We start from the raw sequence: 26,133 nt of genomic DNA, 5'->3' as shown, positions 1-26,133 counted from the left end.
GCGGACGGAACGCTGCCGTACGCCGAAGCCGTAAATTGTTTCGTGACATATATCATGTTAAAACATTTTCTCTAATGCACCAAGCAAGTGCATACCGTGTACGCGGGCGGATCAGCCATATGCAACATCAATGACTGTCATCAGTAATCTAAATTGGCAATGCATGTTGCTGTGCGGCATAATTCTTCCTGTCTCCTCTATTCTCCTCCTCGGAAATAGATTCAGCCCGCTCCATTGAGCGGGCTTTTTTTTGCGCCTGCACAGCGCAGCCTTGTTATCATTGCAATATCGATGGTTGGAGACCTCGCGATGACCCAAGCAGCGTCCCTTGAATTCTGGTTCGAATTCGGCAGCAACTACAGTTACCTCTCGCTCATGCGCATCGAGGAACTGACCGAAGCGGCCGGCGTACCCCTGCTCTGGCGCCCCTTTCTGCTGGGCCCCGTTTTCCGCGAACTCGGCTGGAGCACCTCTCCTTTCGTGCTGCAGGAAGCCAAAGGCCGCCATATGTGGCGCGACATGGAACGCCAGGCGCAAAAGTATGGCCTGGAATGGCGCCGCCCTTGCGTCTTTCCGCGCGCCGCCGTGCTGCCGATGCGCGTCGCCGTCCTGGGCGCAGAAGAAACGTGGATGGGGGAATTCTGCCGCCGCGTCATGCGCCGGAACTGGGTCGAAGACCGCGAGATCGACGATGCCGCAGCCGTGCGCGCGGCACTCGCCGGCCTGGTGCCGGATCCGGACGCCGTCATCGCCGCCGCACTGGAACCGGGGAACAAGCTGCACCTGCGCGCCAACACCGAACAGGCCAGCCGCCGCGGCGTCTTCGGCGCACCCACCTTTTTCGTCGGCGACGAAATGTTCTGGGGCAACGACCGGCTCGAGGATGCGATCGCCTGCGCGGCAGCGTGCCGACAGGCGCGAGCCATTTAGTGTAGGATTCGGCCATGTTTTCGAATACACAACAGGCCGTGTCCCATGCTCGCTTCCGGTAAGTCCGCCCGCACCGTTTCTTCCTACGACTGGAGCGCAAGCGCGCTCGGCGATCCCACCGGCTGGCCGCAGCCGCTGCGGGTGGCGGCCGACCTGATGTTCAATACGCCCCTGCCGATGCTGCTGGCCTGGGGCGAGCAGCAGATCGTCCTGTGCAACGAAGCCTATGGCGCCCTGGCCGGTCCCGGTTTCAGCCGGGTACCGGGCGGTTCGGTGCCTGCCGTGCTGCCGCCGCCCTTTGCCGCGGCCGGCGAGGCGCTGACGCAGGCGCGGCGCGGCGAAGCGGCCTGCGTTACCGGCGCGGCAGTGAATTTCGGCGCCGGCGGCGAGCGTTTCGACCTGTATTTCACGCCGGTCGGCGTTGACGGTGTGCTGTGCGCACTGGGTACGGCCAGCGAAGCGTCGCCGGCTGCGGAAGAACCCGGCACCCTGTCCATCCTGGTGGTCGAGGACAACCTCGATTCCCAGTACCTGGTTTGCGAGATGCTCAAAGCCTTCGGCTACGAGGCCGACGGCGTGGCCCATCCGGACGATGCGCTGGCGCGCCTGGCCGCCAACCATTACCACGTGCTGTTTACCGACGTCAGCCTGCCCGGCATGTCCGGCGTCGACCTGGCGCGCCAGGCGCGCGAGCAGTATCCGCACCTGAAAGTGATTTTCGCCTCCGGCTACGGCGACATGCTGCTGCGCCACCTCGACTTTCCTTACCAGTCGCTGCAGAAGCCCTACGAACTCGATCAGCTGCAGGACGCCCTCGGGAAAGTGGCGAGCCAGCTGCGGGCGGGCGCCTGAGTGGCGGCCAGCCGTGTGCGGGCCATCGAAGCGGCCGGGCTAGAATGGCCAGGTGCCGGGCGGCGGCGGGCGTCCGTGCGCCCTGTCCTTGCCCTGCCGAGCGTGAAGTTTTCCATGATTGCTGTTGAACCTGTTCCCTGTTCCGGAGGCGCCGCGTGAGCGAAAACCGCGACGACCTCGAATTGATGCGCTCGGCGGCGCTGCGCAATGCGACCCACGTACTGGCCGCGCGCCGCCAGGCCGAAGCCGAGCTGATGGCGGCCAAGGAAGCGCTGCGCCAGGCCAATGCGCGCATGGAAAACATGCTGGAAAGCCTGACCGACGCCTTCTGCGCGGTCGACTTCGACTGGCACATCACCTATGTCAACGGGCGCGCCCTGCAACTGCTGGCGCCCCTGAACAAGACGCGCGAAGGCCTGCTCGGCAAGCGCCTGTGGGACGAATTCGAAGAGCTCAACGGCAGCAACCTGGCCACCGAACTGGAACGCGCGATGCGTTCGCGCCAGACCGGCAGCCGCGAATTCTTCTATCCGCGCCTGGCGGTCTGGATCGAGGCGCGCATGTACCCGTCGCCGGACGGGCTGACCCTGTATTTTCACGACGTCACGCGGCGCCGCGCCGACCAGCAGGCCCTGATCGACGGTAACAGCCGCCTGCAGGTGGCGCTGGCGGCGGGCCGCCTGGGCGACTGGCGCTGGGATGCGGAGAGCGACCGCGTCAGCCTGGGCGAACGCGCCGCCGAGATCCTCGGCCTGGCGCCGGATCAGCCGCTGGCCTGGCCCGAGCTGCGCGCGCGCCTCGACGAGCCCGACCGCGAAAGTGTGCGCCGCGAAGTGCTGCACGCCTTTGCCTCGCACAGCGACCTGAACATCGAATGCCGCCTGCTGCCAGACGGCGGCCAGGCGCGCTGGATCGCCCTGGTCGGACGCGCCGACTATGCCAACCCGGCGCTGCGCGACAGCGTCACCGGCATGACCGGCGTGATGCAGGATATTTCCTCGCGCAAGAACGCGGAAGACAGCCTGCGCCAGAGCGAAGAAGTGCTGCGCGCGCTCGCCAACACCATCCCGCAGCTGGCCTGGATGGCCCAGGCCGACGGCGCCATCGTCTGGTTCAACGAGCGCTGGTACGAGTACACCGGCACCACGCCCGACAATGCGACGGGCTGGGGCTGGCAGGACACGGTCGAGCCAGACGCCCTGCCCGCGATGCTCGAGCACTGGCGCGCCTCGATCCGCAGCGGCGAACCCTTCGAGATGGAATATCCGATCCGCGGCGCCGACGGCCAGTACCGCTGGTTCCTGACCCGCGTGAACGCCGTGCGCGACCGCAACGGTAAAGTCGTGCGCTGGTTCGGCACGAACACCGATGTCGACCAGGTCAAGCGCGTCGAGCAGGCCCTGCGCGAAGAATCCAAGGTGCTGGAACTGCTCAACAGCACCGGCAGCGCCCTGGCCTCGACGCGCGACCTGCGCTCGCTGCTGCAGGTGGCGACCGACGCCGCCAGCGGCATCGCCGGCGCCCGCTTCGGCGCCTTCTTCTACCACGGCAAGGAAAGCGATGGATCCACGCTTTTGCCACAATTCTCGCTCTACACCCTGTCCGGCGGGGTAGCCAACGAATTCCAGAGCTTCGGCGAGCCGCAGGCCAGCGCCCTGTTCGGGCCCAGCTTCCGCGGCGCCGGCCTGGTCAGGTCAAGCGACATCACCGACGACCCGCGCTACGGCCCCAGCCCGACCCAGTTCAGCCTGATGTCCGGCCAGCCGACCGTGCGCAGCTACCTGTCGGTGCCGGTCATGGCCGGTTCGGGCGAGGTATTGGGAACGATGTTCTTCGGGCATCCGGAACCGGGCGTGTTCACCGAACGCACCGAACGCATCGTGCGCGGCATCGCGGCCCAGGCCGCCGTCGCGCTCGACAATACGCGCCTGTACGAAGCGGCCCAGCAGGCCGCCGAGGAGCGCAAGGTGCTGCTGGAAAGCGAACGCGAGGCGCGCGCCGAAGCCGAGCGCTCGAGCCAGATGAAGGACGAGTTCCTGGCCACCCTCTCGCACGAACTGCGCACGCCACTGTCGGCCATCCTCGGCTGGGCCCAGGTGCTGCGCCGCGGCGGCAAGGACGAAAACGATTTACAGCGCGGCCTGCAGACGATCGAGCGCAATGCCCGCGCCCAGGCGCAATTGATCGAGGACTTGCTCGACATGAGCCGGATTACCTCGGGCAAGGTGCTGCTCGACATGCAGACCCTGAACCCGCAAGGCTTCCTCGACGCCGCCATCGAAACCGTGCGTCCGGCGGCGGATGCGAAAAACATCCGCATCGAGAAGCGCTACGAGGCGGACCCGGGCATGATCGCGGGCGACCCGGCGCGCCTGCAGCAGGTGGTGTGGAACCTGCTGTCGAATGCGATCAAGTTCACCCCGCGCGACGGGCTGGTGACCGTGGAACTGGGCCGGCGCGAAGGCTCGGTGGCCGTCACGGTGCGCGACACGGGTTCGGGCATCAAGCCGGAATTCATCACCCACGTCTTCGAGCGCTTCCGCCAGGCCGACGCTTCGATGACGCGGCGCCACGGCGGCCTCGGGCTGGGCCTGGCGATCGTGAAACACCTGATCGAGCAGCATGGCGGCACGGTGCGCGCCGACAGCCCGGGCGAAGGACTCGGCTCCAGCTTTTCCTTCGAGCTGCCCGTGGCCAAGGTCCAGACCCGCGCCGAGCGCCGCGCCAGCATGATCCGCAGCGGCACCACGCCGCCGGCCGCGCCCGACCTGACCCTGCGCGACCTGACCGGCGCCTCGATCCTGGTGGTCGACGACGACCGCGACGCGCGCGAGCTGATCGCCCGCATCCTGACCGACTGCCATGCGAAAGTGCGCATCGCGGCCAGCGCACGCGAGGCCTTTTCCGCCCTGCAGGCCGAGATGCCGGACATCCTGATCAGCGACCTCGGCATGCCCGAAGTCGATGGTTTTGAGTTATTGTCTTGGGTACGGGCTCTGCCGCGCGACCGCGGCGGCCTCTTGCCTGCGGTTGCCCTGACCGCCTTTGCCCGTTCGGAAGACCGGCTGCGGGCGCTGGAAGCGGGCTTCAGTTCGCATATTTCGAAGCCGGTCGAGCCGAGCGAATTGATCGACGCGGTGGGGTCGCTGGTGCGTCCGGCAGCGAGCAGAAAGCGCACTTGAAGTTCCTACTATCGGACGCGGCGCTGTCCTACAAGAAATTCTTGGGCCTTTGTTAGACTACTTGAAGTGGGAAAGTTGGATTCCTGAAGTGAAATTAGTTTCCTTCCAGTACCTATTTCGACGAGAAGAAGCATGCCGAGCAGACAAGAAATTTTGAACGCCAAAATCCTGGTCGTGGACGACTCGCCCGACAATATCGAACTGATGGAAGAGATATTGCGCGAGGAAGGTTACGCCAATGTCAGCTCGACCATGGAGCCGGAACAGGTCTGCCCGCTGCACCGCGAGCACAACTACGACCTGATCCTGCTCGACCTGCAAATGCCGGGCCTGAACGGTTTCCAGGTGATGAAAAGCCTGAAGGAAATCGAAAAAGGCGGCTACCTGCCGGTCCTGGCCCTCACGGCGCAACCGAGTTTCAAGATCGCGGCCCTGGAAGCCGGCGCGCGCGACTTCATCAGCAAGCCCTTCGACCTGCTGGAAGTGCACAAGCGCATCCACAACATGCTCGAAGTACGCCTGCTCTATAAGGAGCTGGCCCAGTACAGCCGCGCCCAGCAGGAACTGGCGCTGCACGACGCCCTCACCGGCCTGCCGAACCGCCGCCTGCTGGAAGACCGCATCGAAACGGCCCTCCAGCACGCCAACCGCAGCCACGCCAAGGCCGCGATCATGTACCTGGACCTGGACGGCTTCAAGGCGATCAACGACACCTATGGCCACGCCTATGGCGACGAGATCCTGAAGATGGTCTCGCAGCGCCTGCTGGCCTCGTCACGGAAAGAAGATACCGTTGCCCGTCTCGGCGGCGACGAATTCATGGTCGTGCTGGGCGACATCCACAGCCTGGCCGACGCGCAAGGTCCGGCCGCCAAGCTGGTCGAAGCCCTGTGCGAGCCCTTCTTCATCAACGACCTCACCTTGCGCCTGTCGACCTCGATCGGCATCAGCATCTATCCGGACGACGCCGAATCGGTGGACGCGCTGATCAGCATTGCCGACTACGCGCTGTACGAAGCCAAACGCGCGGGCAAGAACCGCTATTGCTCGACGGGCAGCAAGCCGCAGCAGGCGATCAAGACGCCGGCGAAGCAGGCCGTGCCGGAGCTGGTGCCGCACAGGTAACAGTAGAATAGCCGCGGTACGTAGGGGTCATTAAGGCCAATGGCCTTAATGACGGACTCACCGGACTCCCGAGTCCACGCGTTTCGACGTGTGATGGGCCAATAGCCCTAATTTCAATATCAGGCCGCGTTTCTGCGGAAACTGTGCGGCGTGCCGCTGCACGTACGCGTGGACTCGGGAGTCCACCCTACGTATACCTCACCGCAAACGACAACGGCACATGCCTACATTACTGCAAGCATGTGCCGCTTCGGTGAAGCGCCATAGGGCGCCCCTCAACCGTCAATCAAGCCGTGCCGACATCCTTCGACTGCGTCTGCGGCGTACCGACATTCGTCTGCCCGCACGCCTCTTCATTGTGCGCCGCAATCGCCGACGCATTCTGGTGGTCGCGCGCGGCCTCGACCTTCTCCGGCGCGACTTCGATGCGCGTGATGCCGGCATCGACCGAAATCGGATCGCTGGCCGGGAAAGTCATCTCGACCGCGTCGTCGAGCAGGGTTTCCTTGGCCGTTTCCGAGGCCGACAGGGAGCCGGGGGCGGCCATCATCTCGATGGCGAAGGCGTTCGCGATGGCCTGGTGCCGGGCCAGTTCGCCGATGGTTTTCACCTGGAATGCATCCTGCAACGCCTGCGCCTCTTTCTCGCCGATGCCGGACAGGGCGGTCAGCGGACAATCCACCAGTTCTCGCGGCGATTTGCCATGGTACTGCTCGGTAACAATCGTATCGATATTCATTTTTTGTCCTCTCAAGTAAGCAGCCTGTTCCCCGGGGCCGATCCGTCTCCGGAGAGTCGCTTCCACTATCGCATGGACGCCTGCAAGAGTATGTGCGCTGGCGAACATGCAACACCCGGGCAGCGCGCGCACGATTGCCTGTAAACACCAGAAATTGCCGTGCTATCATTCGCACGCGCCAATTGTGTCTTTACTTTGGAAAACACGCGACGCTCTGCTATCCTTTCAGACCGCGACAATTCTGGCCCTTTTCGACGAACGCAGCAGGAACGACGTGCCAACAACCGACAAACCAAAGATTCTGGTCGTTAATGACGATGCTGCCAGCCTGCTGGCCCTGACGAGCCTGCTGGACCAATGGGCCGTGGAAACCGGCTATACGGTACTGGCGGCGCGTTCCGGCCAGGAAGCACTGCGCCAGGTGCTGCTGCACGATTTCGCCGTGATCATCCTCGACGTCAACATGCCCGGCATGGACGGCTTCGAGACGGCCGAGGCGATCCACCAGCGCGCCCGTTCCGCCGACATCCCGATCATCTTCGTGACCGCCTTCCTGGCCGACGAGATCGACCGCCTGAAGGCCTACCAGCGCGGCGCCGCCGACTTCCTGTTCACGCCGGTGATCCCGCAGATCCTGCACGCCAAGGTCTCGGTCTTCGTCGCCCTGGCCAACAAGAACGAACAATTGCGGCGCCAGACCGAAAAGCTGTCGCAGCGCACCCTCGAGCTGACCGCGACCAACGAGCGCCTGATGAGCGAGATCGAGGAACGCCAGGCGGCCGAGCGCAAGAGCCATGCGAAGGACGAATTCCTGGCCATGCTGGGCCACGAGCTGCGCAATCCCCTGTCGGCGATTTCCAGCGCCGCGGCCCTGATCGACATGCCGGGCGCGCACGCCGAAATGGGTTCGCGCGCACGCCAGATCATCCAGCGCCAGACCCAGCACCTGTCGCGCATCGTCGACGACCTGCTCGACCTGTCGCGCGCGATGTCGGGCAAGATCCTGCTGGCCCGTAAGCCCGTAGACATGGCGAGCCTGGTCGGCGCCTGCCTCGACACCTTCCGCGCCACCGGCCGCACCGGCGGTTACCGCATCAACGTCGACCTGGCGCCGAACTGGGTCGACGGCGACCCGACCCGCCTCGAGCAGATCGCGACCAACCTGATCGACAACGCATTGAAATACACGCCGACCGGCGGCACCATCGACATCACGATCGGCGCCGAGGCGGACGAGGTGCTGCTGAGCGTGCGCGACAGCGGCGTCGGCATTGCCTCCGACCTGCTGCCGCACGTGTTCGACGTGTTCGTGCAGGGTTCGATCAGCCTCGACCGCGCACAAGGGGGCCTGGGCATCGGCCTGTCGCTGGTGCGCCGCCTGGTCGAACTGCACGGCGGCAGCGTCAGCGCCACCAGCGGCGGCGCCGGCGAAGGCAGCGCCTTCACGATCCGCCTGCCGCGCGCCGAGGCGCCGCAAGCGGCGGCCGCGCCGCAAGCCGTCCTGCCCGCCGCCAGCGCCGCAGGTGTGCCCAATAAGCCGGCCGTGCTGCTGATCGAAGACAACGAGGATGGCCGCGAAATGATGGCCACCATGCTCGACGTGTACGGCTACCCGGTGCTGCAGTCGGCTGATGGCCTGGACGGCGTGGCCCTGGCCACCGCCCACCTGCCGAACGTGGCCCTGGTCGACATCGGCCTGCCCGGCATCGACGGCTACGAGGTGGCGCGCCGCCTGCGCGCCAATCCGGCTACCGGCGCCATGCGCCTGATCGCCCTCACCGGCTACGGCCTGGCCGAGGACCAGCGCCGCGTACTGGAAGCCGGCTTCGACATGCACCTGGTGAAACCGGTCGACATCGCCCAGCTGCTCGGCGCCCTGGGCGAGCCCTCGCCGCTACCGGCGTCCGCCGGCTGAGCCGGCAGCGCCAATAAAAAAGCCGCACAACTGACCGTGCGGCTTTTTTTTATGCTGCGTGCCTGGCTTACTGCGACGCTTCGATCTCTTTCTGGCGCGCCTGCATTTCCTGGCCCAGGGCCTTGAGGTCGAGTTTCAGCTGCTTCGTCTTCGGGAACATTTCCTTCTCTTCTTCCTCGACGTGGTGGTCGATCATTTCCGACAGCACTTTCACTTTCGCATCGTACAGGTCGTCGTCCGGATCCATTTCCATGATCTGGGCGATCAGGTCCTTGGCCGAGGCGTGCTCGACGACGGCTTCGTCGACCATGTCTTCGGTATCCTCGCTCGCTTCGCGCGTGGCCGGATAGAAGATCTCTTCCTCGATCGTGGTGTGCATGATCAGGGCGTTGCAGATCTCGTCGGCCAGCTTCTTCTTGCTGACCTTGGCGCGGTCGGTCATCTTCTCGAAGCGCTCGAACATCTCTTCGACTTCACGGTGCTGCTGCGTCAGCAGTTCGACGGCGTCGATTGGCTTGTTGGTATCAGGCATGAGAACTCCTTGAAGGTGTGATGGTTTTATTAAGGCTTCCAGGACTCCAGCATCGTCCGAAACGGCTCGATGTACTGTTCGGCAGCGCACGCAGACGCCTCAGTGTGCGCACTTCCCGGACCGAGGTGTTGTATGATTTGGGAAACATTCAACCGAGCCCACGATGACCGCACCGGACCCGCAACACCACGACCCGGACCTGGAACGGCTGGTTGCAGAACGCACCGCCGCATTGACCGAGCTGGTCGCCCACCTGATGAGTTGCTGGGACGACGAGCGGCGCCTGCTTGCGCGCAAACTCCACGACAGCCTGGGTTCGTCGATGACGGCGCTGACCATGCACCTGGGGCTGCTGTCCAAGGGGCTGCTGGACCCCAAGGCCCAGGAACGCGCGGGACAGATGAAGAGCCTGCTGAACGGCATCATCGAAACCAACCGCAAGGTCCAGCTCGGGCTCTGGAACGACAAGCTGGAATTTCTGGGCATCAAGGCGGCGCTGACCGAGCTGGTGGCCGAGTTCGGCCAGGAGCACGGCATGACGGCGCGCGTCAGCCTGCCCGACGACGACGACGCCTATCCGCGCGAACAGGGCGTGGCGCTGCTGCGCTGCGCCGAGGAAGGTTTGAGGAATGCCCTGAACCATGCGCAGGCGCGGGCGGTCGACGTCATCCTCGACGACGATGGCGAGCAGCTGATGCTGACGGTGCGCGACGATGGTGTGGGGCTGGAAGAACCGCCGGCGCCGGAATCGCTGCGTTGCCACGGCTTGCGCCTGCTGCGCGAACGGGCGCGGGCGCTGGGTGGGAGTTTGACGCTTTCCGGCGTCGACGGCGGCGGGACCGCGTTGACGATGATTTTGCCGCGGGAGCGCGCCGGGGCGTAAGTTGGCAGGCAGTCGGGTGTTCATCGGCACGTAACGCGTGGGCATGCACACCCTACGTTACGCGTCGATCTCGGGGTAAAGCGCACGGAAACATATGCATCGTCCGCGGCGGCAGTGCACCGTAGGGTGGGCATGCCCACGCGTTTACGTGTTCATGCACACCCGACGGTCAATGCAATTTCACCAGCGGCGTCGTCCTGCGAATCAAAAACCGCGCAACCGCCAGCACCCCTGTGCGCACCGCCCCCAGCACCGCCTGGTGATGCATCAGGTGCAAACTGGTGTACATCACCCGCCCGATCATCCCCTCCACGAACCAGCTGGCCCCGCTCAGCGAGCCCATCAGACTGCCGACGCTGGTCGTCTTGCCCAGCGAAACCAGCGAGCCGTAGTCGCGGTACTGGTACGGCCTGTCGTCATGCGGCTTGCCCTTCGCGCGGCGCAGGAATTCCTTGAGCAGGTAGTCGGCCTGCTGGTGCGCGGCCTGGGCGCGCGGCGGGACCGGCTTGCCGGAGGCGTCGATGCAGGCGGCGCAGTCGCCCAGCGCATACACGCCGGCCACGCCCTTCACGCGCAGGTTGCCGTCGACCTCGATCTGGCCGCCCTTGTTGACCGGCAGGCCGAGCGCGCCCAGAAATTCCGGAGCGCGGATGCCGGCCGCCCACACGCACAGGCTTGCGGGATAGACGTTGCCGTCGTTGTCCGTCACCCGATCGGCCTCGATCCTGGTGACGCGGCAGTTGGCGACGACGCGGATGCCGCGCTCGTCGAGCAGTTTCAGGGCCGCGTTCGAGACCCGTTCGGGCAGCGGCGCCAGGATGCGCGGCGCGCCTTCGAGCAGCGTGATGCGCACGTCGCGTTTCACCTGCAGGCGCGAGAAGCCGTAGGTGGCGTACACGCCCGAGGCTTCGCGCAGTTCGGCCGCCAGTTCGACGCCGGTCGCGCCGCCGCCGATGATGACGACGTCGAGGGCCGCGTCGATGTCCTTGCGCTCTTCGCGCGCCTGCTCGGCGACCGCCATCAGGCGCAGCATGCGCAGGCGGAAGCGTTCGGCGTCTTCGGTGGCGTTCAGGGAAATCGTGTGTTCGCGCGCGCCGGGCACGCCGAAGTAGTTGGAGGTGCTGCCGACCGCCATCACGAGCGAGCCGTACTCGATGCTGCGCTCGTGCAGCACGTCCTCGCCGTCGGCCGCGCGCACGGCGCCGACCGTGAGGCGGCGCGCTTCGTGGTCGAGTGCGGTCATCGGGCCGTAGACGAAGGTGAAACCGTTATCGTGGGCCAGCATCTGGTAGGACAGGCCCTCCTGGTGGATGTCGAGGGTGCCGGCGGCCACCTCGTGCAGCGAGGGTTTCCAGATATGGTAGAGCCGCATGTCGACCAGCATGACCTTGGCGGGGCCGAGCTTGCGCCCCAGTTTGCAGGCCAGTTCCAGTCCGCCCGCCCCACCACCTACGATGACGATTTCGCTTCGCAAACTTTCCTCCGTTTGTCCTGCCGCCGGCCGAGCCGGTTATTGGCTACATGGCAAGTGTACACCCGGAGGAGAAATCGAGCGCGGCCATGGCCGCGCGGGAACATCGAAGCGTGTCAGTGGCCGCGGCCGTGGCCATTACCGTGGCCGTTGCCATGACCGTGGCCGTGCTTGTCATGCTTGTCATGCTTGTCGTGCTTGTCGTGACGGTCGTGGTGGTCGCGGCGGTCGTCGCGTTCCACATAGCGCACCTCGCGCACGACTTCGCGCACCACCGGACGCTCGCGGTAGTGGCGCTCGCGGTAATGCGGCGCATAGGTATTCGTGTACCAGTCGTCGCGCACGAACATCACTGGACGGCCGCAGGCTTCGTAGCGGCCGCAGTAGCGCGACCAGTTCTGGCGGTGGCGTGGCGGCACGCGCAGGTAGATCGGCTCGGTGCGCACGTGGCGCACTTCACGGATGATGACTGGCTGCTGGGTGTAGACCACCGGACGCTGGGCGAAGTCGCCGAGGTCGATGCGGCCGTAGAAGCCGGGCTGGCCGATGTTGATGCTGACGTTGGTCTGGGCCATGGCCGGGAGGGCGGCGGCAACGAGGGCGGCGCCGAGAATCAGGGAACGGATCGGGGATTTCATGGAAGTCCTCTCTAGTGATGTTGGCCGAACTTTATCAGACGCAATGTGAAGACTTTGTACGTTGCAACACACATTTACAAAATCCATCAGTCTCCTTTCTGCGCGGAATAGAACGCGGGCCGTCACGGCGGCCTCGCTACAATCGGAACAAGGACAACCCATGCGAGGTCTTCGATGAGCCGTCTTCCTCTCCTGCTGAGCGGCGCCTGCCTGCTCGCCGCCGGCACTTTCACCACGATATCGGCCCAGGCTCAGGTCGGCGCCACGCTCGACCTCGGCACCACCGGGGTCGGCGCCCACCTGGTGCTGCCGATCTCCCCGGGGCTGAACGGGCGGGTCGGCCTCAACTATTTCAAGCACGACTTCACCAAGCGCTCGGGCCAGGTCGAATACGACCTCGACGGCAAGCTGCAGACGGTCGACGCCCTGCTCGACTGGTATCCGCGGGCGGGGGGTAATTTCCGCGTCACGGCCGGCGTGCTCTACAACGACACGCGCTTCGACGCCACCGCCGCACCCGACCAGCTCGGCAGCTTCAGCCTGAACGGCACCCGCTACAGCGCCGCCGACGTCGGCCTGTTGCGCGGCAAGGTCGACTTCCGCAAGGCGGCGCCCTATCTCGGCATCGGCTGGGGCAATGCCCTGAACAGCGAGCGCGGCTGGAGCTTCGGCGGCGACCTCGGCGTGTTCTACCAGGGCTCGGCACGGGTCAGCCTGCGCAGCGAAGGCTGCGTGGTCGCCACCGTCCTGTGCGAACGCCTGGCGCGCGACGTCGCGGCGGAAGAGGCGCGCCTGGCCGACGATACCTCGGACTACAAAGTGTATCCGGTGCTGCGCGCGGCCGTGTCCTATCGTTTCTGAGGCCGGTGCCCAGGAAGGAGGCGTATCATGAAGGCGGAGGAGGAATCGCCATGAGATCGCATGTTGTGCGCTGCGGCGCCGTCGTCCTGGCCTGTCTGCTGGCCAGCGCCTGCCAGGGCCGTAAGGAGCCGGTCAAGCCGATTGCGGCAAAACCCCTGGTCTGCTTTATAGATTTCTAAAGCGCGACTTCTAGGGCGACGCACTCCCGCACCGCACTGTCCGCCGAGGCCAGTGCGCGCTACACTGTCGGCTGTTCATTCGCTTCAAGGTTTACATGTCGTTTTCTTCGCTCGGCCTGATCGACCAGATCGCAGGCACCCTCGCCACGCTCGGCTACAACGCACCCACTCCGGTCCAGACCGAGGCGATTCCCGCCGTGCTGGCCGGCCGCGACGTCATGGCCGCGGCCCAGACCGGCACCGGCAAGACGGCCGGCTTCGCCCTGCCCCTGCTCCAGCGCCTCGCCATGAAAGGCCAGGCGGCGCCCAATTCGGCGCGCGCGCTGGTGCTGGTGCCGACGCGCGAACTGGCCGAGCAGGTGCACGAGAGCGTCAAGGCCTATGGCGCCGGCCTGCCCCTGCGCACCATGGTGGCCTACGGCGGCGTCAGCATCAATCCGCAGATGATGAACCTGCGCAAAGGCGTGGACCTGCTGGTGGCCACGCCCGGCCGCCTGCTCGACCTGGTGCGCCAGAACGCCCTGAAACTGAACGGCGTGACGATGCTGGTGCTCGACGAAGCGGACCGCATGCTCGACCTCGGCTTCTCGCGCGAACTCGACCAGATCCTGGAAGCCCTGCCGAAGAAGCGCCAGACCCTGCTGTTCTCGGCCACCTTCTCCGATCCGATCCGCGCGCTGGCCAACCGGCTGCTGCGCGACCCGGTCCGGATCGAGACGGCGCCGCGCAACACCACGGTCAAGGCGATCAGGCAGTGGGTGGTGACGGTCGACAAGAAGCGCAAGGCCGAACTGTTCCTGCACCTGCTGAAGAAGCATGCCTGGGGCCAGGTGCTCGCCTTCGTGAAAACGCGCCGCGGCGTCGACGAGCTGGTCGAGCTCTTGGCGGCCAAGCGCATCGCGGCCGACTCGATCCACGGCGACAAGCCGCAGCCGGCGCGCCTGCGCGCGCTGGAGCGCTTCAAGGCGGGCGAGGTGCGCATCCTGGTGGCCACCGACGTCGCCGCACGCGGGCTCGACATCGAAGACCTGCCGGTAGTAGTGAACGTCGACCTGCCGATCGTCGCCGAGGACTACGTGCACCGCACCGGCCGCACGGGCCGCGCCGGCGCCACTGGCGAAGCGGTCTCGCTGGTCTGCGCCGATGAGGTGAACCAGCTGGCGGCGATCGAGGGCCTGACCCGCCAGGCCCTGGAACGCGTCGAGGAACCCGGCTTCGCGCCGGACCACCGGGTGCCGGAGACGAATGCCAGCGGCGAGGTGATCAAGAAGCCGAAGAAACCGAAGAAGCCGAAGGGCGACGCGAAGGTGGTAACGGAAGACGTGCGCTTCCGGCGCTAGGATTGGATATCGGCCCCGTAAGGTGGGCGGATCCTCCGCCCACGCGTTCAACGCCCGCATGAACACCAGTGAAATAATATTTCACATGCCTCTTTTGCGTGAAATATTATTTCACCGCAGCACTAACCTGAATTTGCGCACCCCCTCCTCCCTCGCCGGGAACACTTCGAAGCCCAGCTTCTTGACCAGTCCGATGATCCGGTTATTCTGCGGCAGCGCCTCGCCCACGATCTCGCGCGTGCCGCGCAGGCGGCAGTAGTCGATCAGCTTCTGCATCAGGATTTTCCCAAGTCCCTGCCCCTTCAGGTCGGAGCGCACCGTCACCGCGAATTCGGCGCTGACGTTGTCCGGGTCGGCCACGACGCGTCCCACGGCAAGGGTCTCCGGCAAACCGTCAGGACCGGTGCGGGTGGCGATGAAAGCCATCTCGCGGTCATAGTCGATCTGCGTGAAGCGCGCCAGCTGCGAGGGATTCAGTTCGCGGATGCGCACGAACATGCGGTAGCGCACGTCGTCGGGCGTGAGCGCGTCGAAGAAGCGCAGGTGGGCCGGGCCGTCCTCGGGCCGCACGGGGCGCAGCAGCAGCTGGCCGCCTCCGAAATCGATGCTCTCTTCCAGCTCGCGCGGATAGGGCCGGATCGCCAGCCGGTCGAGGGTGCTGCCGGAGCGGTCGGCCAGCGCCAGACGCATGCGCGCGTCCAGCACGATGGCGCCGTTGGCGTCGGCCAGCAGCGGATTGATGTCGAGTTCGACGATCTCCGGGATGTCGCAAACGAGGCGCGAGACCTGCACCAGGGTGGCGACGATGGCGTCCATGTCGCTTGGGGGCCGGTTGCGGTAGCCGGCCAGCAGCCGGGAGACGCGCGTGCGGGCTATCATGTCGCGCGCCAGCACGGCGTTCAGCGGCGGCAGCGCGACCGCGTGGTCGTCCGCCACCTGCACCGCGATGCCGCCCTGGCCGAACAGGATCACCGGCCCGAACACGGGATCGGTGGCGGCGCCCAGAATGAGTTCATGCCCTTCCGGCCGGCGCGCCATGGCCTGCACCGAAAAGCCCTCGAAGCGCGCGTCCGGCCGCATCTCCTGCAGGCGCTTGCGCACGCGCTGGGCCGCCGCGCGCACCGCCGCTTCCGAGTCCAGGTCGAGGGCCACGCCGCCGACGTCGGACTTGTGCATCACGTCCGGCGACAGGATCTTCACCGCTACAGGAAAACCGATCCCGCGCGCGGCCGCGACCGCCTCGTCGACGGTACTGGCCGCGCGCGTTTCGACCAGCGACATGCCGTAGGCGCGCAGGATGGCTTTGGTCTCAGGGTCGGACAGCAGGTAGCGTCCCGCGGCCAGGGCTTCGCGCACCAGCGCGCGCGCCGTGCCCCGCTCGCTGGCGGCGATGCTCGAGACCGAGGGCGGCACCTGCATCAGGAGGTTCTGGTTGCGCCGGTAGTGCACGATCTGGAGAAAACCCGCGACCGCGTCTTCGGGCGTGTCGAAGGTCGGGATGCCGGCGCTTGATGCGATCTCGCGCGCGCCCGCGACCGAATCGCCGCCCAGCCAGCAGGACAGCACGTTGCGCGAGGCGCCTTTGGCCAGCGGCGCGATCGCGCGCGCGATGTCGGCGCTGTCGACGTTGGCGGTGGGCGCGTGCACGACCAGCACCGCATCCGTGTTCGGATCGCGCAGCAGCAGCTCCAGGGCCTGGCGGTAGCGCTCCGGCTCGGCGTCGCCGTGCAGGTTGACCGGATTCGTTCGGCCGCCCGCAGGCAGTAGCGCGGCCAGGCTTGCCACAGTCTCGGGCGCCAGCGACGCCGCAGTGCCGCCGCCGCACACCAGCGCGTCAAAGGCGAGCACGCCGGGACCGGCGCCGTTGGCGACGATCGCCAGGCGTTCGCCGTGCAGCGGCTTGGCGTGGGCCAGCGTTTCGACCGCCGCGAACAGCTGCTCGGTGGTGAATACGCGCAGCATGCCGGCGCGCCGGATGGCCGCGTCGAACACGTCGTCCATGCCGGCCAGGGCCCCGCTCTCGCTGGCGGCGGCGCGTTCGCCGGCACCGGCGCGGCCGGCTTTCAGCACCAGGGTCGGCTTGCTGCGCGCCGCCGCGCGCGCAGCCGACATGAACTTGCGCGCATAGCGCAGGTGCTCCACGTACAGCAGGATCGAGCCGGTCGCGCCGTCGCTGGCCAGGTAATCGAGCACGTCGCCGAGGTCGACGTCGCTCGAGTCGCCCAGGGCGATGAAGTGGGAGAAGCCGATGCCGCGCGAGCGCGCCCGGTCCAGCACACCCGTCATCAGGGCGCCCGATTGCGAGACGAAAGCGATCCGACCCGGCAGCGCGCCGCTGTTGGCGACACTCGCATTCAGTTTGATTGCAGGGGCCAGCAGCCCGGCGCTGTTCGGCCCCAGGATGCGCAGCAGGTAGGGGTGGGCCGCATCCAGCATGGCCTGCTTCAGCGAGCGCCCACGCTCGTCGCGCGCGTCCGCCAGGCCTGCGCTCAGCACGATGGCCGCGCGCGTGCCCTTCTCGCCCAGCTGGCGGATGATCGCCGGGATGGTGGCGGGCGGCGTGCAGATCACGGCCAGGTCGGGCGCGGCCGCGAGGTCGGCGACGCTGGCCACGACCGGCAGGCCCGCCAGCTCGGTGTGCTTCGGATTGACCGGGTAGATCGCGCCAGCGAAGCCGCCCGCGCTCAGGTTGTGCAGCAGGGTCGCGCCGAGGCTGCCGGGCCGGTTCGAGGCGCCGATCAGGGCCACCGAGCGCGGCGCGAACAGTTTATTGAGGTTGCGAACGCTCATCGCCACCCCTCGCTTGCAGGCGTGCCCTTCGAAAGCTGCGAAATCGCTAGACTGGACCTCAAGCCAACCTCCTCCCGACAAGACCAAGATGACCGAACAAGAAAATGCGCCCGACAGCCGCAAGGTGATCTACGCCGCCATCGTCGCCAACCTCGGCATCGCCGCGGCGAAATTCACCGTCGCCGCCCTCACCGGCAGCGCCGCCATGCTGGCCGAAGGCATCCACTCCGCGGTCGACACCGGCAACGAACTCCTGCTGCTGGTCGGCGAAAAGATCGCCGCGCGCAAGCCCGACGCGCGCCATCCCTTCGGCTACGGCAAGGCCGTGTATTTCTGGGCCCTGATCGTGGCCCTGTCCGTGTTTTCGCTGGGCGGCGGACTCTCGATCGTGCACGGCATCCACAGTCTGCGCGCGCCGGAGCCGCTCGGCGACCCGACCTGGAACTACGTCGTGCTGGGCGTGGCCTTCCTGTTCGAAGGATACAGCTGGAACGTTTCGCGCCGCGCACTGAACGGCAAGCGCAAACCCGGCGCTTCTCTTTGGCAGACGGTCCGCGCCAGCAAGGACGCCTCGACCTTCACCGTCTTCATCGAGGACAGCGCGGCCCTGCTCGGGATCGTGGTGGCGGCGCTCGGCATCTGGCTCGGCCACCTGTTCGACAATCCCTACATCGATCCGGCGGCCTCGATCGCGATCGGCCTGCTGCTGGTGGGCGCCGCCTTTACGCTGGCGCGCGAAACCGGCGCCCTGCTGCTGGGGGAAAGCGTGGGCGTCGAGCAGACCGGGAAACTGAAGGAAGTCTTTCGCGCCGATCCGGCCATCGAGACGGTCGGCCAGCTGATGACGATGCAGCTCGGCCCCGAGGACGTGCTGCTGACGGCGGCGGTGCGCTTCAAGCGCGGCATGCGCATCGACGAAGTGGACCTGGCGATCGCGCGCCTGGAACGCGCGGTGGAAGAACTCGATCCCGCGATCACGCGGGTTTATTTCGAGGCGGCGGCCTTGCGTTCGGCAATGCGGTAGCGGCGCGCGGGCAAGCCGCGCAGCGTGGCGGACTGGCTCAGGAAGGCGGCCATCAATTCCTCGACCAGGCGCACGACCTGCTGCTGCAGGGCCTGCGCGGCCAGGGCCAGGCTGCCGTCGCCGCTGCGCAGCACCCTGGCCTCGGCCAGCGTATCGGTGCGCACGGCCGCATGCACGCTCCCGATGTCGACGCCGCAGCTGACGAAGCGCACGCGCAGGCGGTGGTCGATCAGCATGGTGCCGTTCAGGAAGCGGTCGATGCCGATGTCGGACAGCACGTGCGCAACGACTTCGGCGGCGCGGCCCGCGAGTTCGTGCTGGTTCTTGCGGCGGCGCGCAATGAATAGCTGGACGATCCAGGCCACTGCGGCCTCCTTATGAATATTTCGACAACAGGAGCTTACCAGCATCAACTTTTATTGACAATTGGTAAGCGTGGTCATGGCGCCACAAGCTGCCGAAATATTCTCTTTCGAACACTTAAGCGTTCGAGCGCCCAGTCACCGGATAGCCCGCCTCGTCGATCGCGGCGGCGATCTTGTCCAGGTCCGCGCGGCTGTCGATCCTGACCATCTTGCTGGCCAGGTCGATCTCAACCTTCGCCTCCTGGTCCAGTCCCTGCACGGTCCTGGTGACGCGGCCCACGCAGTGGCCGCAGCTCATGCCTTCCACGGTCAGTTCATACATCGTTTCTTCTCCTGTCGATTGAGGTGCCGGCACAGTGCCGGCCCTGGTTGAAAGTGATGGCGACGGCCGCCAGCCGCGCAGCAGCAGCGCGTTGGCGACCACGCTGACGGAACTCAGGGCCATCGCGGCCCCCGCCAGGATCGGGTTGAGCAGGCCGAAAGCGGCCAGCGGAATGCCGACCAGGTTGTACACGAAGGCCCAGCCCAGGTTCTGGCGGATCTTGCGCCAGGTGCGCTGCGAGACGTCGATGGCGTCGGCCACCAGGCGCGGATCGCCGCGCATCAGCGTGATGCCGGCCGTGTGCATCGCGACATCCAGGCCGCCCGCCATCGCGATGCCGACGTCGGCGGCGGCCAGCGCCGGCGCGTCGTTGATGCCGTCGCCGACCATCGCCACCGTGCCGCCGGCCGCGATCGCCGCGCGCACCGCCTCGGCCTTCTCGTGCGGCAGCACCTGCGCCGTGTAGTCCTCGATGCCGAGCACTGTCGCCACCGCGCGCGCGGCACCCGCATTGTCGCCCGTGAGCATGCGCGGCGTGACACCAATCGCCTTCAGGCGCGCCACGGCCTCGACGGCGCCTTCCTTGACGCGGTCGCCGAAGGCGAGCAGGCCCAGCACCTCGATGGCGCCCTGCTGTCCGCGCGCCAGCCAGGACACGGTGCGCCCTTCGCTCTCGTGGCGTGCGGCCTGCGCCTGCAGCAAGCGCGTATCGGCGTCCAGTTCCTCCATCAGCCGCGTGTTACCGAGATACACCGGCGTGCCCTCGATCTCGGCCTGCACGCCGCGTCCCGGCAAGGCGCGCGCGGCGCCGGCCGGCGGCACCGTCAGGCCGCGTTCGCGCACCCAGGCGTCCACGGCATGGGCCAGCGGATGATCGCTGTGCCGCTGCACGGCGCCGGCCAGCCTAGCTACGAGGTCCGGATCGGCGCCCTCCACCGCGGCGACCTGCGGCCGGCCCTCGGTCAGGGTGCCGGTCTTGTCGAAGACAACGGTGTCGAGCGCGTGCGCCCTCTCCAGCGCTTCGGCGTCGCGGATCAGGATGCCGTGGCGCGCGGCGGCGCCGGTGCCGACCATGATCGCGGTCGGCGTCGCGAGGCCCAGCGCGCAGGGACAGGCGATCACCTGCACCGCCACCGCATTGAGCAGGGCCGCCTGCCAGTCGCCCGTCGCCAGGCCCCAGCCGAGCAGCGTGAGCAGCGAAATCAGAAGCACCACCGGCACGAACACGGCGCTGACGCGGTCGACCAGGCGCTGCACCGGCGCCTTGACGGCCTGCGCATCCTCGACCTGGCGGATGATCTTCGACAGCATCGAATCATGTCCGACAGCGGTGACCTCGACCAGCAGCAGGCCTTCGCCGTTCACGGCGCCGCCGGTGACGCGCGCGCCCGGCTCTTTCGCCAGCGGCAGGCTCTCGCCGGTCAGCAGCGACTCGTCGAGATGGCTGCGGCCCTCGAGCACGCGGCCGTCGGCGGCCACGCGCGCGCCGGGACGCACCACCAGCCGGTCGCCCACGCGCAGCGCATCGAGGGCGATCGCGATGTCGATGCCGTCCCTGCGCACGATGGCTTCGCTCGCACGCAAGGCTTCCAGCGCCCGGATGGCCTCCACGGTCTGGCCCTTGGCGCGCGCCTCCAGCCATTTGCCGAGCAGGACCAGGGTGATCACGGTGGCCGAGGATTCGAAGTAGAGGTGGGCGCCGCTGTTGCCGACACCGTGGACGCCGCCGCGCAGCAGCAGGTAGACGGAGAGCCCGTAGGCCGCGCTGGTGCCGATCGCGACCAGCAGGTCCATGTTGCCGCTGCCGGCGCGCAGCGCCTTCCAGCCGGCGCGGTAGAAGCGCGCGCCCAGCCAGAACTGCACCGGCGTCGCCAGCAGCCACTGCAGCCAGCCCGGCAGCGACCAGTCGAGGCCCGCGAGCTGGGCCGGCATCGGCGCCAGCAGCGGCGCCGTCAGCAGCGCGGCCAGCAACAGGGGCCAGCGCGCCGGAGTCGCGCCTTGCGCAGGCGCCGGCCGCGCCTCGGGCGTGACGGCCGCCTCGTAGCCGGCGCGGCGCACGGCCTCGAGCACCGCATCGGGCGCCGCCGTGCCCTGCACGCTGGCGCGCTCGGTCGCCAGGTTGACGCCGGCAGCGGTCACGCCGGGCACCGCGCGTATGGCTTTCTCGACACGCGCGACGCAGGAGGCGCATGTCATACCGGAAATATCAAAGCTGGCCGCACCGGTCTTGGCAAGCTGGTCGATGTTCTTGTTCATGGGGTACTCGCTTTTCGATGCTGCCATCCTGGTCCTTCCCATCGTGGGAAGGTCAAGCGCCGGCGGCGCCGCCTTCCGATCCCATTCTCGATCAAGCCGCGGCTTTGAACTTACTGCCGCGTTCCGTATCGAAGAGTTAACTCGTCGGTTTCCTTACCAGGAGAATGCATGAAAGATCACATCCACAGCGCGGCCCGTTATTGTATGGTGCTGCTGGCCTGCCTGCTGGCGGCGGCGTGCAGCCGGCTGGCCGAAGAAGACGAAACCCATGCGGAGGCGGCCCACGTCTCGGTCGCGGAGCAGACAGCGGGGCCGACGCCCTTCATCGTCAACCTCGCGCTCAGGCTCGAGGAGTTCGCCAATCTCGACAGCGTTTCCTACACCGTCGCCGCCAAGCCGGGAACCTTCTCGAAGCCCGTCGCCGTCACCTACACCCGCGCCCGGCTCGAACGGACCGGCGCCTGGAACGCGGCCGGCAAACGCCTGTCCTTCGCCGTCTTCGGCTTATACGCCAACTACCAGAACGGCGTCACCCTGATCGCGCGCTTTCGCGACGGCTCGACCCACGTCCAGCCCCTGACGATCGCGGCGCCCGCCTACGCCGGCCCCGCCACCGTCTACACCACGCCGGAGGTGCGCACCCCGCGCACGGCTGCCGTGTCGCCCGGCTTCGACTACATGATGCTGCAGAACGGCGTGACCACGCCGGCGGTGCTCGACACCGACGGCAACTTGCGCTGGATCGGTACCGAGCCGGTCAACTCGATCTCGTCCTTGTTCAACGAAGACGCCTTCCTCGTCGGGAGCGCGACCACGCCCGTTCTCTACCGGGTCGAACTCAACGGCAGCTTCGTCGCCCGGCCGCTGGCCTCGACCCGTTATACCAACTTCCACCATGACTTCGTTCGCGGAAAAATCGGCTACCTGGCCGAGCTCGATGCCCTGGAGGGCGGCGTGCCGCGCATCGAGTCGATCGTGGCCGAGGTCAGCGAGACGGGCGAGATCATCAAGGAATGGGACATGGCCGCCATCTTCCGCGCCGCCATGCAGGCCGGCGGCGACGATCCGTCGAACTTCGTGCGCGACGGTGTCGACTGGTTCCACATGAACTCGGCCATCTATGTGGCCGCCGACGATTCGCTATTGATTTCGAGCCGCGAGAACTTCGTCGTCAAGATCGACTACGCAACCGGTCGTATCAAGTGGCTGCTGGGCGACACCACCAAGCACTGGTACGTGGACTATCCGTCGCTGCGCGCGCTGAGCCTGAAACTTAATTCAGGCAAGCCGCCCATTGGCCAGCATTCGCTGTCGATCGCCGGAAACGGGGAGCTGCTGCTCTTCAATAACGGGTACGGCAGCCTCAACCAGCCGCCCGATACCTCCGCGGGCCTCACGCGCGACTACAGCACGCCCTCGCGCTACGCGATCGACGAACACGCTCGCACCGCCACCGAAACCTGGACCTATTCCCCGACGCCGGCCATCTTTTCGGACATCTGCTCGAGCGTCTACGAAGGGACTGCAGCGAACCACTACCTCATCACCTACTCGGTGGCGGCCGCACGCGAACGCACGCAACTCGTTGCACTCGACAGCGCGGGCAAGATCGCCTTCGATTACGCCTATCCGGCTGGCGGGGGCTGTGCAGTCGCCTTTAACAGCAAGGCGATCGATTTGTCCGATCTGACCCTGAAGTAAGCGCAGCGAATGCGCGCATGCCGCCGTCGCCCGGCGGCATGCGCGGGGCGGGCCGGGCTAAGGCGTGAGCGGGTCCATCGGCAGCAACAGGTAGCGCATGTCGGCGCGGTCGTCGCGCACGCCGGTGGTGACGAGAAAGCTGTCGCGTCCCAGACGTGCCGGGCCGCCCGGCTGTCCACTTGCTTGTCCACTGAGCTGGACCGGCCTGACTTCGCCTGCGTGCAAAATCAGCTGCACTTCGAAGCCGACCGTCGGCGGCGCGAAGCGGCGCAGGATGGCGCGCAAGGCGGCGCTGCCTGCGCCGCTGGGCAGGAAGTACGCAAAGCGCGCCGCATCCAGCGGACCGATGCGCAGGCGCGCGCGCAGGTCCGGACGCCAGCTGCGCTCGCCCAGCAGCACATTCTCGCCGAGCTCGGCATTGACGCCCAGGGCGGCCTGTTCGCCGGCCTGCAGGCGGTCCCAGTAGCCGACCGCCTCCTCGAGTGCGATACCGACGCCGAAGTATTCGGCCAGCAGGCGTTCGAGCGCGAGGCCCGAGCGTGGCTGCTGATGCAGCAGGCCGGCGAAATGCGCGACCAGCTCGTCCGGCACGGGCGGCGCGGTCCCTGCCTGGCCGCTGGACGCACAGCCGGCCAGGGCCAGCAGCAGCGGCCGGAAGCCATCGCGCCCGCTCGCCGGCGCCGCCATGTGCTCGACCCGGTGCTTGCGCCAGGCGCGGTAGAACAAGGCGAGCATGCGGTTCGACAGCAGGTCGAGAAAGGCGCGCGGCGCCGCGTCGCCGTGTGCGCCTTGCCAGGCGGCGATGCGTTCGGTGACGTGGGCCGGCAAGACCCCGTGCGCGCCGAGCAGCCCCATGAAGGCCGGCGTGACCGTGAACCGGTGACCGGGCCCGCCCTCCTCGCCGGCCGGTGCCTCGGCGTGCACGATGGCTTCGATCTCGGAGGCGGGAAAGCCCAGGCGCAGGCTGTTCTCGAAACGCAGGCAGTCGCGCAGGGCCGCGTCGAAAGGCAGGCCCTGCCCGGCCAGCCAGGCCAGCAGGATCGAGACCGCCTGGACGAATTCGAATTCCTGCGGCGCCGCCATCAGGCGCTCGATCAGGGGCGTAGTGGCTCGGCGGTGCGTGGGGCGCATGCGAACAATTCCTCTCCGCTTCCGTGCGAGACGATCGCCAGCCGGATAAAGCAATTGAGCTGGCTGTTCAGCGCGAAATAGCGGTCCATCACCTGCGCGAACACCGCCAGCGAACTGCCGGCGAAGGCTTCCTCGTCGAGCGTCATGCGGATGGCCACGCCCGGCATCAGCGCGGACACGGGCCGGGTCTTGAGCCAGGCGCGCGTGCTGCCGTGTTCGAGGCCCACGATTCCCGCGATCTGGCGCCGCGCGCTCGGCGAGCGCGGCAGGTCGTACAGGGCCAGCATCTTCTGCAGGTCGGGCAGATCGGCCGTCGTCAGGCCCGCGTGGCACAGGGCCAGGTGCGCGATCAGGCGCCAGTGGGCGCCGTCGCCTGCCGCGAAACGCCAGCTCGGCGTCGGCTTGCGCAGCAGGCCGAAGGCGACCGCGCCGCTTGCGGAATCGGCCAGCAGGTCGGCGCCGGGTCCGCCGGTGTTTGGCTGCATCGGAAGCTGGGTCGGCAGATCGCGGTTCGAGCAGGTCAGTTCGGTGGAGAGCGTGGCATTGGCGAGCTCGTTCGGCGTGAAATCCGGATCGACCAGGGACAGTCTGATCTCGTGGCCGGGACTGGTCCGCGCCAGCGCCTCGTCGCGCCGCGCGACCCAGAAGTGGCCAGGCGCCGCGTCCCCGCCCTGGCGCACGGCGTACAGCGGACCGAATGCGGTGACGCTGGCCTGCCCGCGCGCTTCGCGCACCACGCTGACCCGGTCGATGCTGTGGATCTCGTAGGCGGCCGCGTGCGCGCCGTCGGCCGCCAGCCGGTATTCGGCGCGCGTGTGCGAGAGCTGGATCGGGTCGCCCGCCTTGCGAAACAGGTTCACCACCGGCGTGCAGCCCGGCAGCAGGTGGCGCGCTCCCAGCTGCGCCAGCACGCGCGCGGCGCTGCCGTCGCCGGCCATCCCGGCCAGGCCGACGTGCAGCGTGAAGCGTTCGCAGCCCGCAGGCAGGCGGCGTGCGGCCTCGCGCAGGTCGATGTCGATGAAGTGGAATTTTTCCGGATAGGCGAAATACTCGGTCAGCAGGCGAAAGGCCGGATGCGAGCGCGCCGGCGCCGGCAGCAGCGCCTCGTCCGCGTCGAAACCGGCCAGGCCGAGCGGGACCGCGTCCAGCGCCAGCCAGGGTTCGCCAGGGGCGGCCCCGGCCGCCACCCAGGCGCCGCGCGCGCGCATGAAGAGCGCGTCGATGAGGGCGGCGCGCAGCGAAGGCTCGCCGTCGACGAAGAGCCGCACCCGGCCCAGGCCGCGGGCGCACAGCGCCGCGAGTCCGCCTTTCACTTCCAGCGTGAGCGCGACGGCGGCCGTCACGCCGCGCGGCAGGCGCGCCCCGCGCGGCGTGCCGATGGGGATGGAAAAGGCCGCGTGGACGATGCGCAGCGGGCCGCTCAGGACCGGGTACACGGTGCGGAACTGGCAGACCGTGCCGGCTACGGGGCTGCTGCGCAGCGGTGTGCCGCGCGGGATGCTGGCGAACTCGCCCGTGTCCTGTCCCACAGCCGCCAGCCGGGCCACCGAATACGAAGGCAGCGGGCGCAGGTAATGCGGATACAGGCTCTCGAGCAGGGACTCCGTGAATTTCGGATGGTCGTCGTCGAGCCGCTTGTGGATGCGCGCGCTGAGCAGCGCGACCGACTGGATCAGGCGCGCGACGCTCGGGTCCTCGTAGGCTTCGCCGGCGATGTGCAGCTCGCCGGCCGGCTTCGGAAAACGGCTGCGGAACTCGCGCGCATACTGGCCGAACACGCCCAGCTCTTCCTCGAAATACCGCAGCAAATCGTCCATGCCGGCTCCGCGCTTCCTGGAAACGAACCATGCTCCCACCGCATTGCACAGGCGACTTTGACTGGCGATAAGAAGCCTGT

General features: G+C 67.2%; 20 protein-coding genes. 11 read left to right on the top strand and 9 right to left on the bottom strand.

Features of this window, described 5'->3' with window-relative positions; translation table 11 throughout:
* Positions 1-309: 309 nt before the first annotated feature.
* The 4 genes from ACFPQ5_RS23070 to ACFPQ5_RS23055 all read left to right on the top strand — a co-directional run bounded on the left by ACFPQ5_RS23070 (position 310) and on the right by ACFPQ5_RS23055 (position 6,089).
* Entirely contained in the window at positions 310-930 is a 621-nt protein-coding gene (locus ACFPQ5_RS23070) for a 2-hydroxychromene-2-carboxylate isomerase (protein WP_379761208.1), read from the top strand.
* Positions 931-975: 45 nt separating this feature from the next.
* Positions 976-1,782 carry a response regulator gene (locus ACFPQ5_RS23065; protein WP_379761206.1) on the top strand — a complete coding sequence of 269 codons (807 nt, stop codon included), beginning with the start codon at positions 976-978 and terminating at the stop codon, positions 1,780-1,782.
* Positions 1,783-1,937: 155 nt separating this feature from the next.
* Positions 1,938-4,964: an ATP-binding protein gene (locus tag ACFPQ5_RS23060; protein WP_379761204.1), complete on the top strand. Its 3,027-nt coding sequence runs from the start codon at positions 1,938-1,940 to the stop codon at positions 4,962-4,964.
* Between the two features lie 132 nt (positions 4,965-5,096).
* Positions 5,097-6,089, top strand: a complete 993-nt coding sequence (locus tag ACFPQ5_RS23055) for a GGDEF domain-containing response regulator (RefSeq protein WP_379761202.1) — start codon at positions 5,097-5,099, stop codon at positions 6,087-6,089.
* Positions 6,090-6,375: 286 nt separating this feature from the next.
* Here ACFPQ5_RS23055 and ACFPQ5_RS23050 read toward each other — a convergent pair whose 3' ends face one another.
* Positions 6,376-6,828 (bottom strand): hypothetical protein, encoded by a 453-nt coding sequence (locus ACFPQ5_RS23050; protein ID WP_379761200.1) that lies wholly within the window; start codon positions 6,826-6,828, stop codon positions 6,376-6,378.
* Positions 6,829-7,102: 274 nt separating this feature from the next.
* On the opposite strand from ACFPQ5_RS23050, the gene ACFPQ5_RS23045 reads away from it, so the two are divergent.
* The gene (locus tag ACFPQ5_RS23045; RefSeq protein WP_379761198.1) at positions 7,103-8,743 is read left to right on the top strand and encodes a response regulator; all 1,641 of its coding nucleotides are present in this window, start codon (positions 7,103-7,105) and stop codon (positions 8,741-8,743) included.
* Between the two features lie 67 nt (positions 8,744-8,810).
* Here ACFPQ5_RS23045 and ACFPQ5_RS23040 read toward each other — a convergent pair whose 3' ends face one another.
* Positions 8,811-9,275, bottom strand: a complete 465-nt coding sequence (locus tag ACFPQ5_RS23040; protein ID WP_379761196.1) for a hemerythrin domain-containing protein — start codon at positions 9,273-9,275, stop codon at positions 8,811-8,813.
* Between the two features lie 163 nt (positions 9,276-9,438).
* Between ACFPQ5_RS23040 and ACFPQ5_RS23035 the strand changes: the two genes are divergently transcribed.
* Positions 9,439-10,158, top strand: coding sequence for a sensor histidine kinase (locus ACFPQ5_RS23035; protein ID WP_379761194.1), 720 nt, complete (start codon positions 9,439-9,441; stop codon positions 10,156-10,158).
* Positions 10,159-10,327: 169 nt separating this feature from the next.
* On the opposite strand, the gene ACFPQ5_RS23030 is transcribed toward ACFPQ5_RS23035, so the two are convergent.
* On the bottom strand, positions 10,328-11,632 hold the full coding sequence (locus ACFPQ5_RS23030; RefSeq protein WP_379761192.1) for an NAD(P)/FAD-dependent oxidoreductase: 1,305 nt from the start codon (positions 11,630-11,632) through the stop codon (positions 10,328-10,330).
* A 113-nt stretch (positions 11,633-11,745) separates the two neighbouring features.
* Positions 11,746-12,267, bottom strand: a complete 522-nt coding sequence (locus ACFPQ5_RS23025) for a hypothetical protein (RefSeq protein WP_379761190.1) — start codon at positions 12,265-12,267, stop codon at positions 11,746-11,748.
* Positions 12,268-12,441: 174 nt separating this feature from the next.
* On the opposite strand from ACFPQ5_RS23025, the gene ACFPQ5_RS23020 reads away from it, so the two are divergent.
* The 3 genes from ACFPQ5_RS23020 to ACFPQ5_RS23010 all read left to right on the top strand — a co-directional run bounded on the left by ACFPQ5_RS23020 (position 12,442) and on the right by ACFPQ5_RS23010 (position 14,647).
* The gene (locus ACFPQ5_RS23020) at positions 12,442-13,128 is read left to right on the top strand and encodes a hypothetical protein (protein ID WP_379761188.1); all 687 of its coding nucleotides are present in this window, start codon (positions 12,442-12,444) and stop codon (positions 13,126-13,128) included.
* Positions 13,129-13,178: 50 nt separating this feature from the next.
* Positions 13,179-13,307: a hypothetical protein gene (locus ACFPQ5_RS23015; protein WP_379761186.1), complete on the top strand. Its 129-nt coding sequence runs from the start codon at positions 13,179-13,181 to the stop codon at positions 13,305-13,307.
* Positions 13,308-13,402: 95 nt separating this feature from the next.
* The gene (locus ACFPQ5_RS23010; RefSeq protein ID WP_379761184.1) at positions 13,403-14,647 is read left to right on the top strand and encodes a DEAD/DEAH box helicase; all 1,245 of its coding nucleotides are present in this window, start codon (positions 13,403-13,405) and stop codon (positions 14,645-14,647) included.
* A gap of 111 nt (positions 14,648-14,758) precedes the next feature.
* On the opposite strand, the gene ACFPQ5_RS23005 is transcribed toward ACFPQ5_RS23010, so the two are convergent.
* Positions 14,759-17,437: a bifunctional acetate--CoA ligase family protein/GNAT family N-acetyltransferase gene (locus tag ACFPQ5_RS23005; protein ID WP_379761182.1), complete on the bottom strand. Its 2,679-nt coding sequence runs from the start codon at positions 17,435-17,437 to the stop codon at positions 14,759-14,761.
* An 88-nt stretch (positions 17,438-17,525) separates the two neighbouring features.
* Between ACFPQ5_RS23005 and ACFPQ5_RS23000 the strand changes: the two genes are divergently transcribed.
* The gene (locus tag ACFPQ5_RS23000; RefSeq protein ID WP_379761180.1) at positions 17,526-18,461 is read left to right on the top strand and encodes a cation diffusion facilitator family transporter; all 936 of its coding nucleotides are present in this window, start codon (positions 17,526-17,528) and stop codon (positions 18,459-18,461) included.
* Here the strand turns inward: ACFPQ5_RS23000 and ACFPQ5_RS22995 are convergent.
* The gene (locus ACFPQ5_RS22995) at positions 18,422-18,826 is read right to left on the bottom strand and encodes a hypothetical protein (RefSeq protein WP_379761178.1); all 405 of its coding nucleotides are present in this window, start codon (positions 18,824-18,826) and stop codon (positions 18,422-18,424) included. The two genes, ACFPQ5_RS23000 and ACFPQ5_RS22995, sit on opposite strands and share 40 nt — an antisense overlap.
* Positions 18,827-18,941: 115 nt before the next feature.
* The gene (locus tag ACFPQ5_RS22990) at positions 18,942-21,404 is read right to left on the bottom strand and encodes a heavy metal translocating P-type ATPase (RefSeq protein WP_379761176.1); all 2,463 of its coding nucleotides are present in this window, start codon (positions 21,402-21,404) and stop codon (positions 18,942-18,944) included.
* 168 nt (positions 21,405-21,572) lie between these two features.
* On the opposite strand from ACFPQ5_RS22990, the gene ACFPQ5_RS22985 reads away from it, so the two are divergent.
* Positions 21,573-23,105: an aryl-sulfate sulfotransferase gene (locus ACFPQ5_RS22985; protein ID WP_379761174.1), complete on the top strand. Its 1,533-nt coding sequence runs from the start codon at positions 21,573-21,575 to the stop codon at positions 23,103-23,105.
* Between the two features lie 57 nt (positions 23,106-23,162).
* Here ACFPQ5_RS22985 and tssG read toward each other — a convergent pair whose 3' ends face one another.
* Positions 23,163-24,236 carry a type VI secretion system baseplate subunit TssG gene (tssG, locus tag ACFPQ5_RS22980; protein ID WP_379761172.1) on the bottom strand — a complete coding sequence of 358 codons (1,074 nt, stop codon included), beginning with the start codon at positions 24,234-24,236 and terminating at the stop codon, positions 23,163-23,165.
* The gene (tssF, locus tag ACFPQ5_RS22975; protein ID WP_379761170.1) at positions 24,200-26,053 is read right to left on the bottom strand and encodes a type VI secretion system baseplate subunit TssF; all 1,854 of its coding nucleotides are present in this window, start codon (positions 26,051-26,053) and stop codon (positions 24,200-24,202) included. The genes tssG and tssF overlap by 37 nt, the downstream gene beginning before the upstream one ends.
* Positions 26,054-26,133 lie beyond the last annotated feature (80 nt).

Source organism: Massilia suwonensis, assembly GCF_042655665.1.
GTDB lineage: Bacteria > Pseudomonadota > Gammaproteobacteria > Burkholderiales > Burkholderiaceae_D > Telluria > Telluria suwonensis.
Note: the sequence above shows the minus strand (reverse complement) of the source record. Positions and strands in the feature narration are given on the sequence as shown.

Excerpts from the sequence above, each read along its gene's own strand:
- ACFPQ5_RS23070 (WP_379761208.1), top strand. The coding sequence starts at position 310 with ATGACCCAAGCAGCGTCCCTTGAATTCTGGTTCGAATTCGGCAGCAAC.
- ACFPQ5_RS23065 (WP_379761206.1), top strand. The coding sequence starts at position 976 with ATGCTCGCTTCCGGTAAGTCCGCCCGCACCGTTTCTTCCTACGACTGG.
- ACFPQ5_RS23055 (WP_379761202.1), top strand. The coding sequence starts at position 5,097 with ATGCCGAGCAGACAAGAAATTTTGAACGCCAAAATCCTGGTCGTGGAC.
- ACFPQ5_RS23050 (WP_379761200.1), bottom strand. The coding sequence starts at position 6,828 with ATGAATATCGATACGATTGTTACCGAGCAGTACCATGGCAAATCGCCG.
- ACFPQ5_RS23040 (WP_379761196.1), bottom strand. The coding sequence starts at position 9,275 with ATGCCTGATACCAACAAGCCAATCGACGCCGTCGAACTGCTGACGCAG.
- ACFPQ5_RS23035 (WP_379761194.1), top strand. The coding sequence starts at position 9,439 with ATGACCGCACCGGACCCGCAACACCACGACCCGGACCTGGAACGGCTG.
- ACFPQ5_RS23025 (WP_379761190.1), bottom strand. The coding sequence starts at position 12,267 with ATGAAATCCCCGATCCGTTCCCTGATTCTCGGCGCCGCCCTCGTTGCC.
- ACFPQ5_RS23020 (WP_379761188.1), top strand. The coding sequence starts at position 12,442 with ATGAGCCGTCTTCCTCTCCTGCTGAGCGGCGCCTGCCTGCTCGCCGCC.
- ACFPQ5_RS23015 (WP_379761186.1), top strand. The coding sequence starts at position 13,179 with ATGAGATCGCATGTTGTGCGCTGCGGCGCCGTCGTCCTGGCCTGTCTG.
- ACFPQ5_RS23010 (WP_379761184.1), top strand. The coding sequence starts at position 13,403 with ATGTCGTTTTCTTCGCTCGGCCTGATCGACCAGATCGCAGGCACCCTC.
- ACFPQ5_RS23005 (WP_379761182.1), bottom strand. The coding sequence starts at position 17,437 with ATGAGCGTTCGCAACCTCAATAAACTGTTCGCGCCGCGCTCGGTGGCC.
- ACFPQ5_RS23000 (WP_379761180.1), top strand. The coding sequence starts at position 17,526 with ATGACCGAACAAGAAAATGCGCCCGACAGCCGCAAGGTGATCTACGCC.
- ACFPQ5_RS22990 (WP_379761176.1), bottom strand. The coding sequence starts at position 21,404 with ATGAACAAGAACATCGACCAGCTTGCCAAGACCGGTGCGGCCAGCTTT.
- ACFPQ5_RS22985 (WP_379761174.1), top strand. The coding sequence starts at position 21,573 with ATGAAAGATCACATCCACAGCGCGGCCCGTTATTGTATGGTGCTGCTG.
- tssG (WP_379761172.1), bottom strand. The coding sequence starts at position 24,236 with ATGCGCCCCACGCACCGCCGAGCCACTACGCCCCTGATCGAGCGCCTG.
- tssF (WP_379761170.1), bottom strand. The coding sequence starts at position 26,053 with ATGGACGATTTGCTGCGGTATTTCGAGGAAGAGCTGGGCGTGTTCGGC.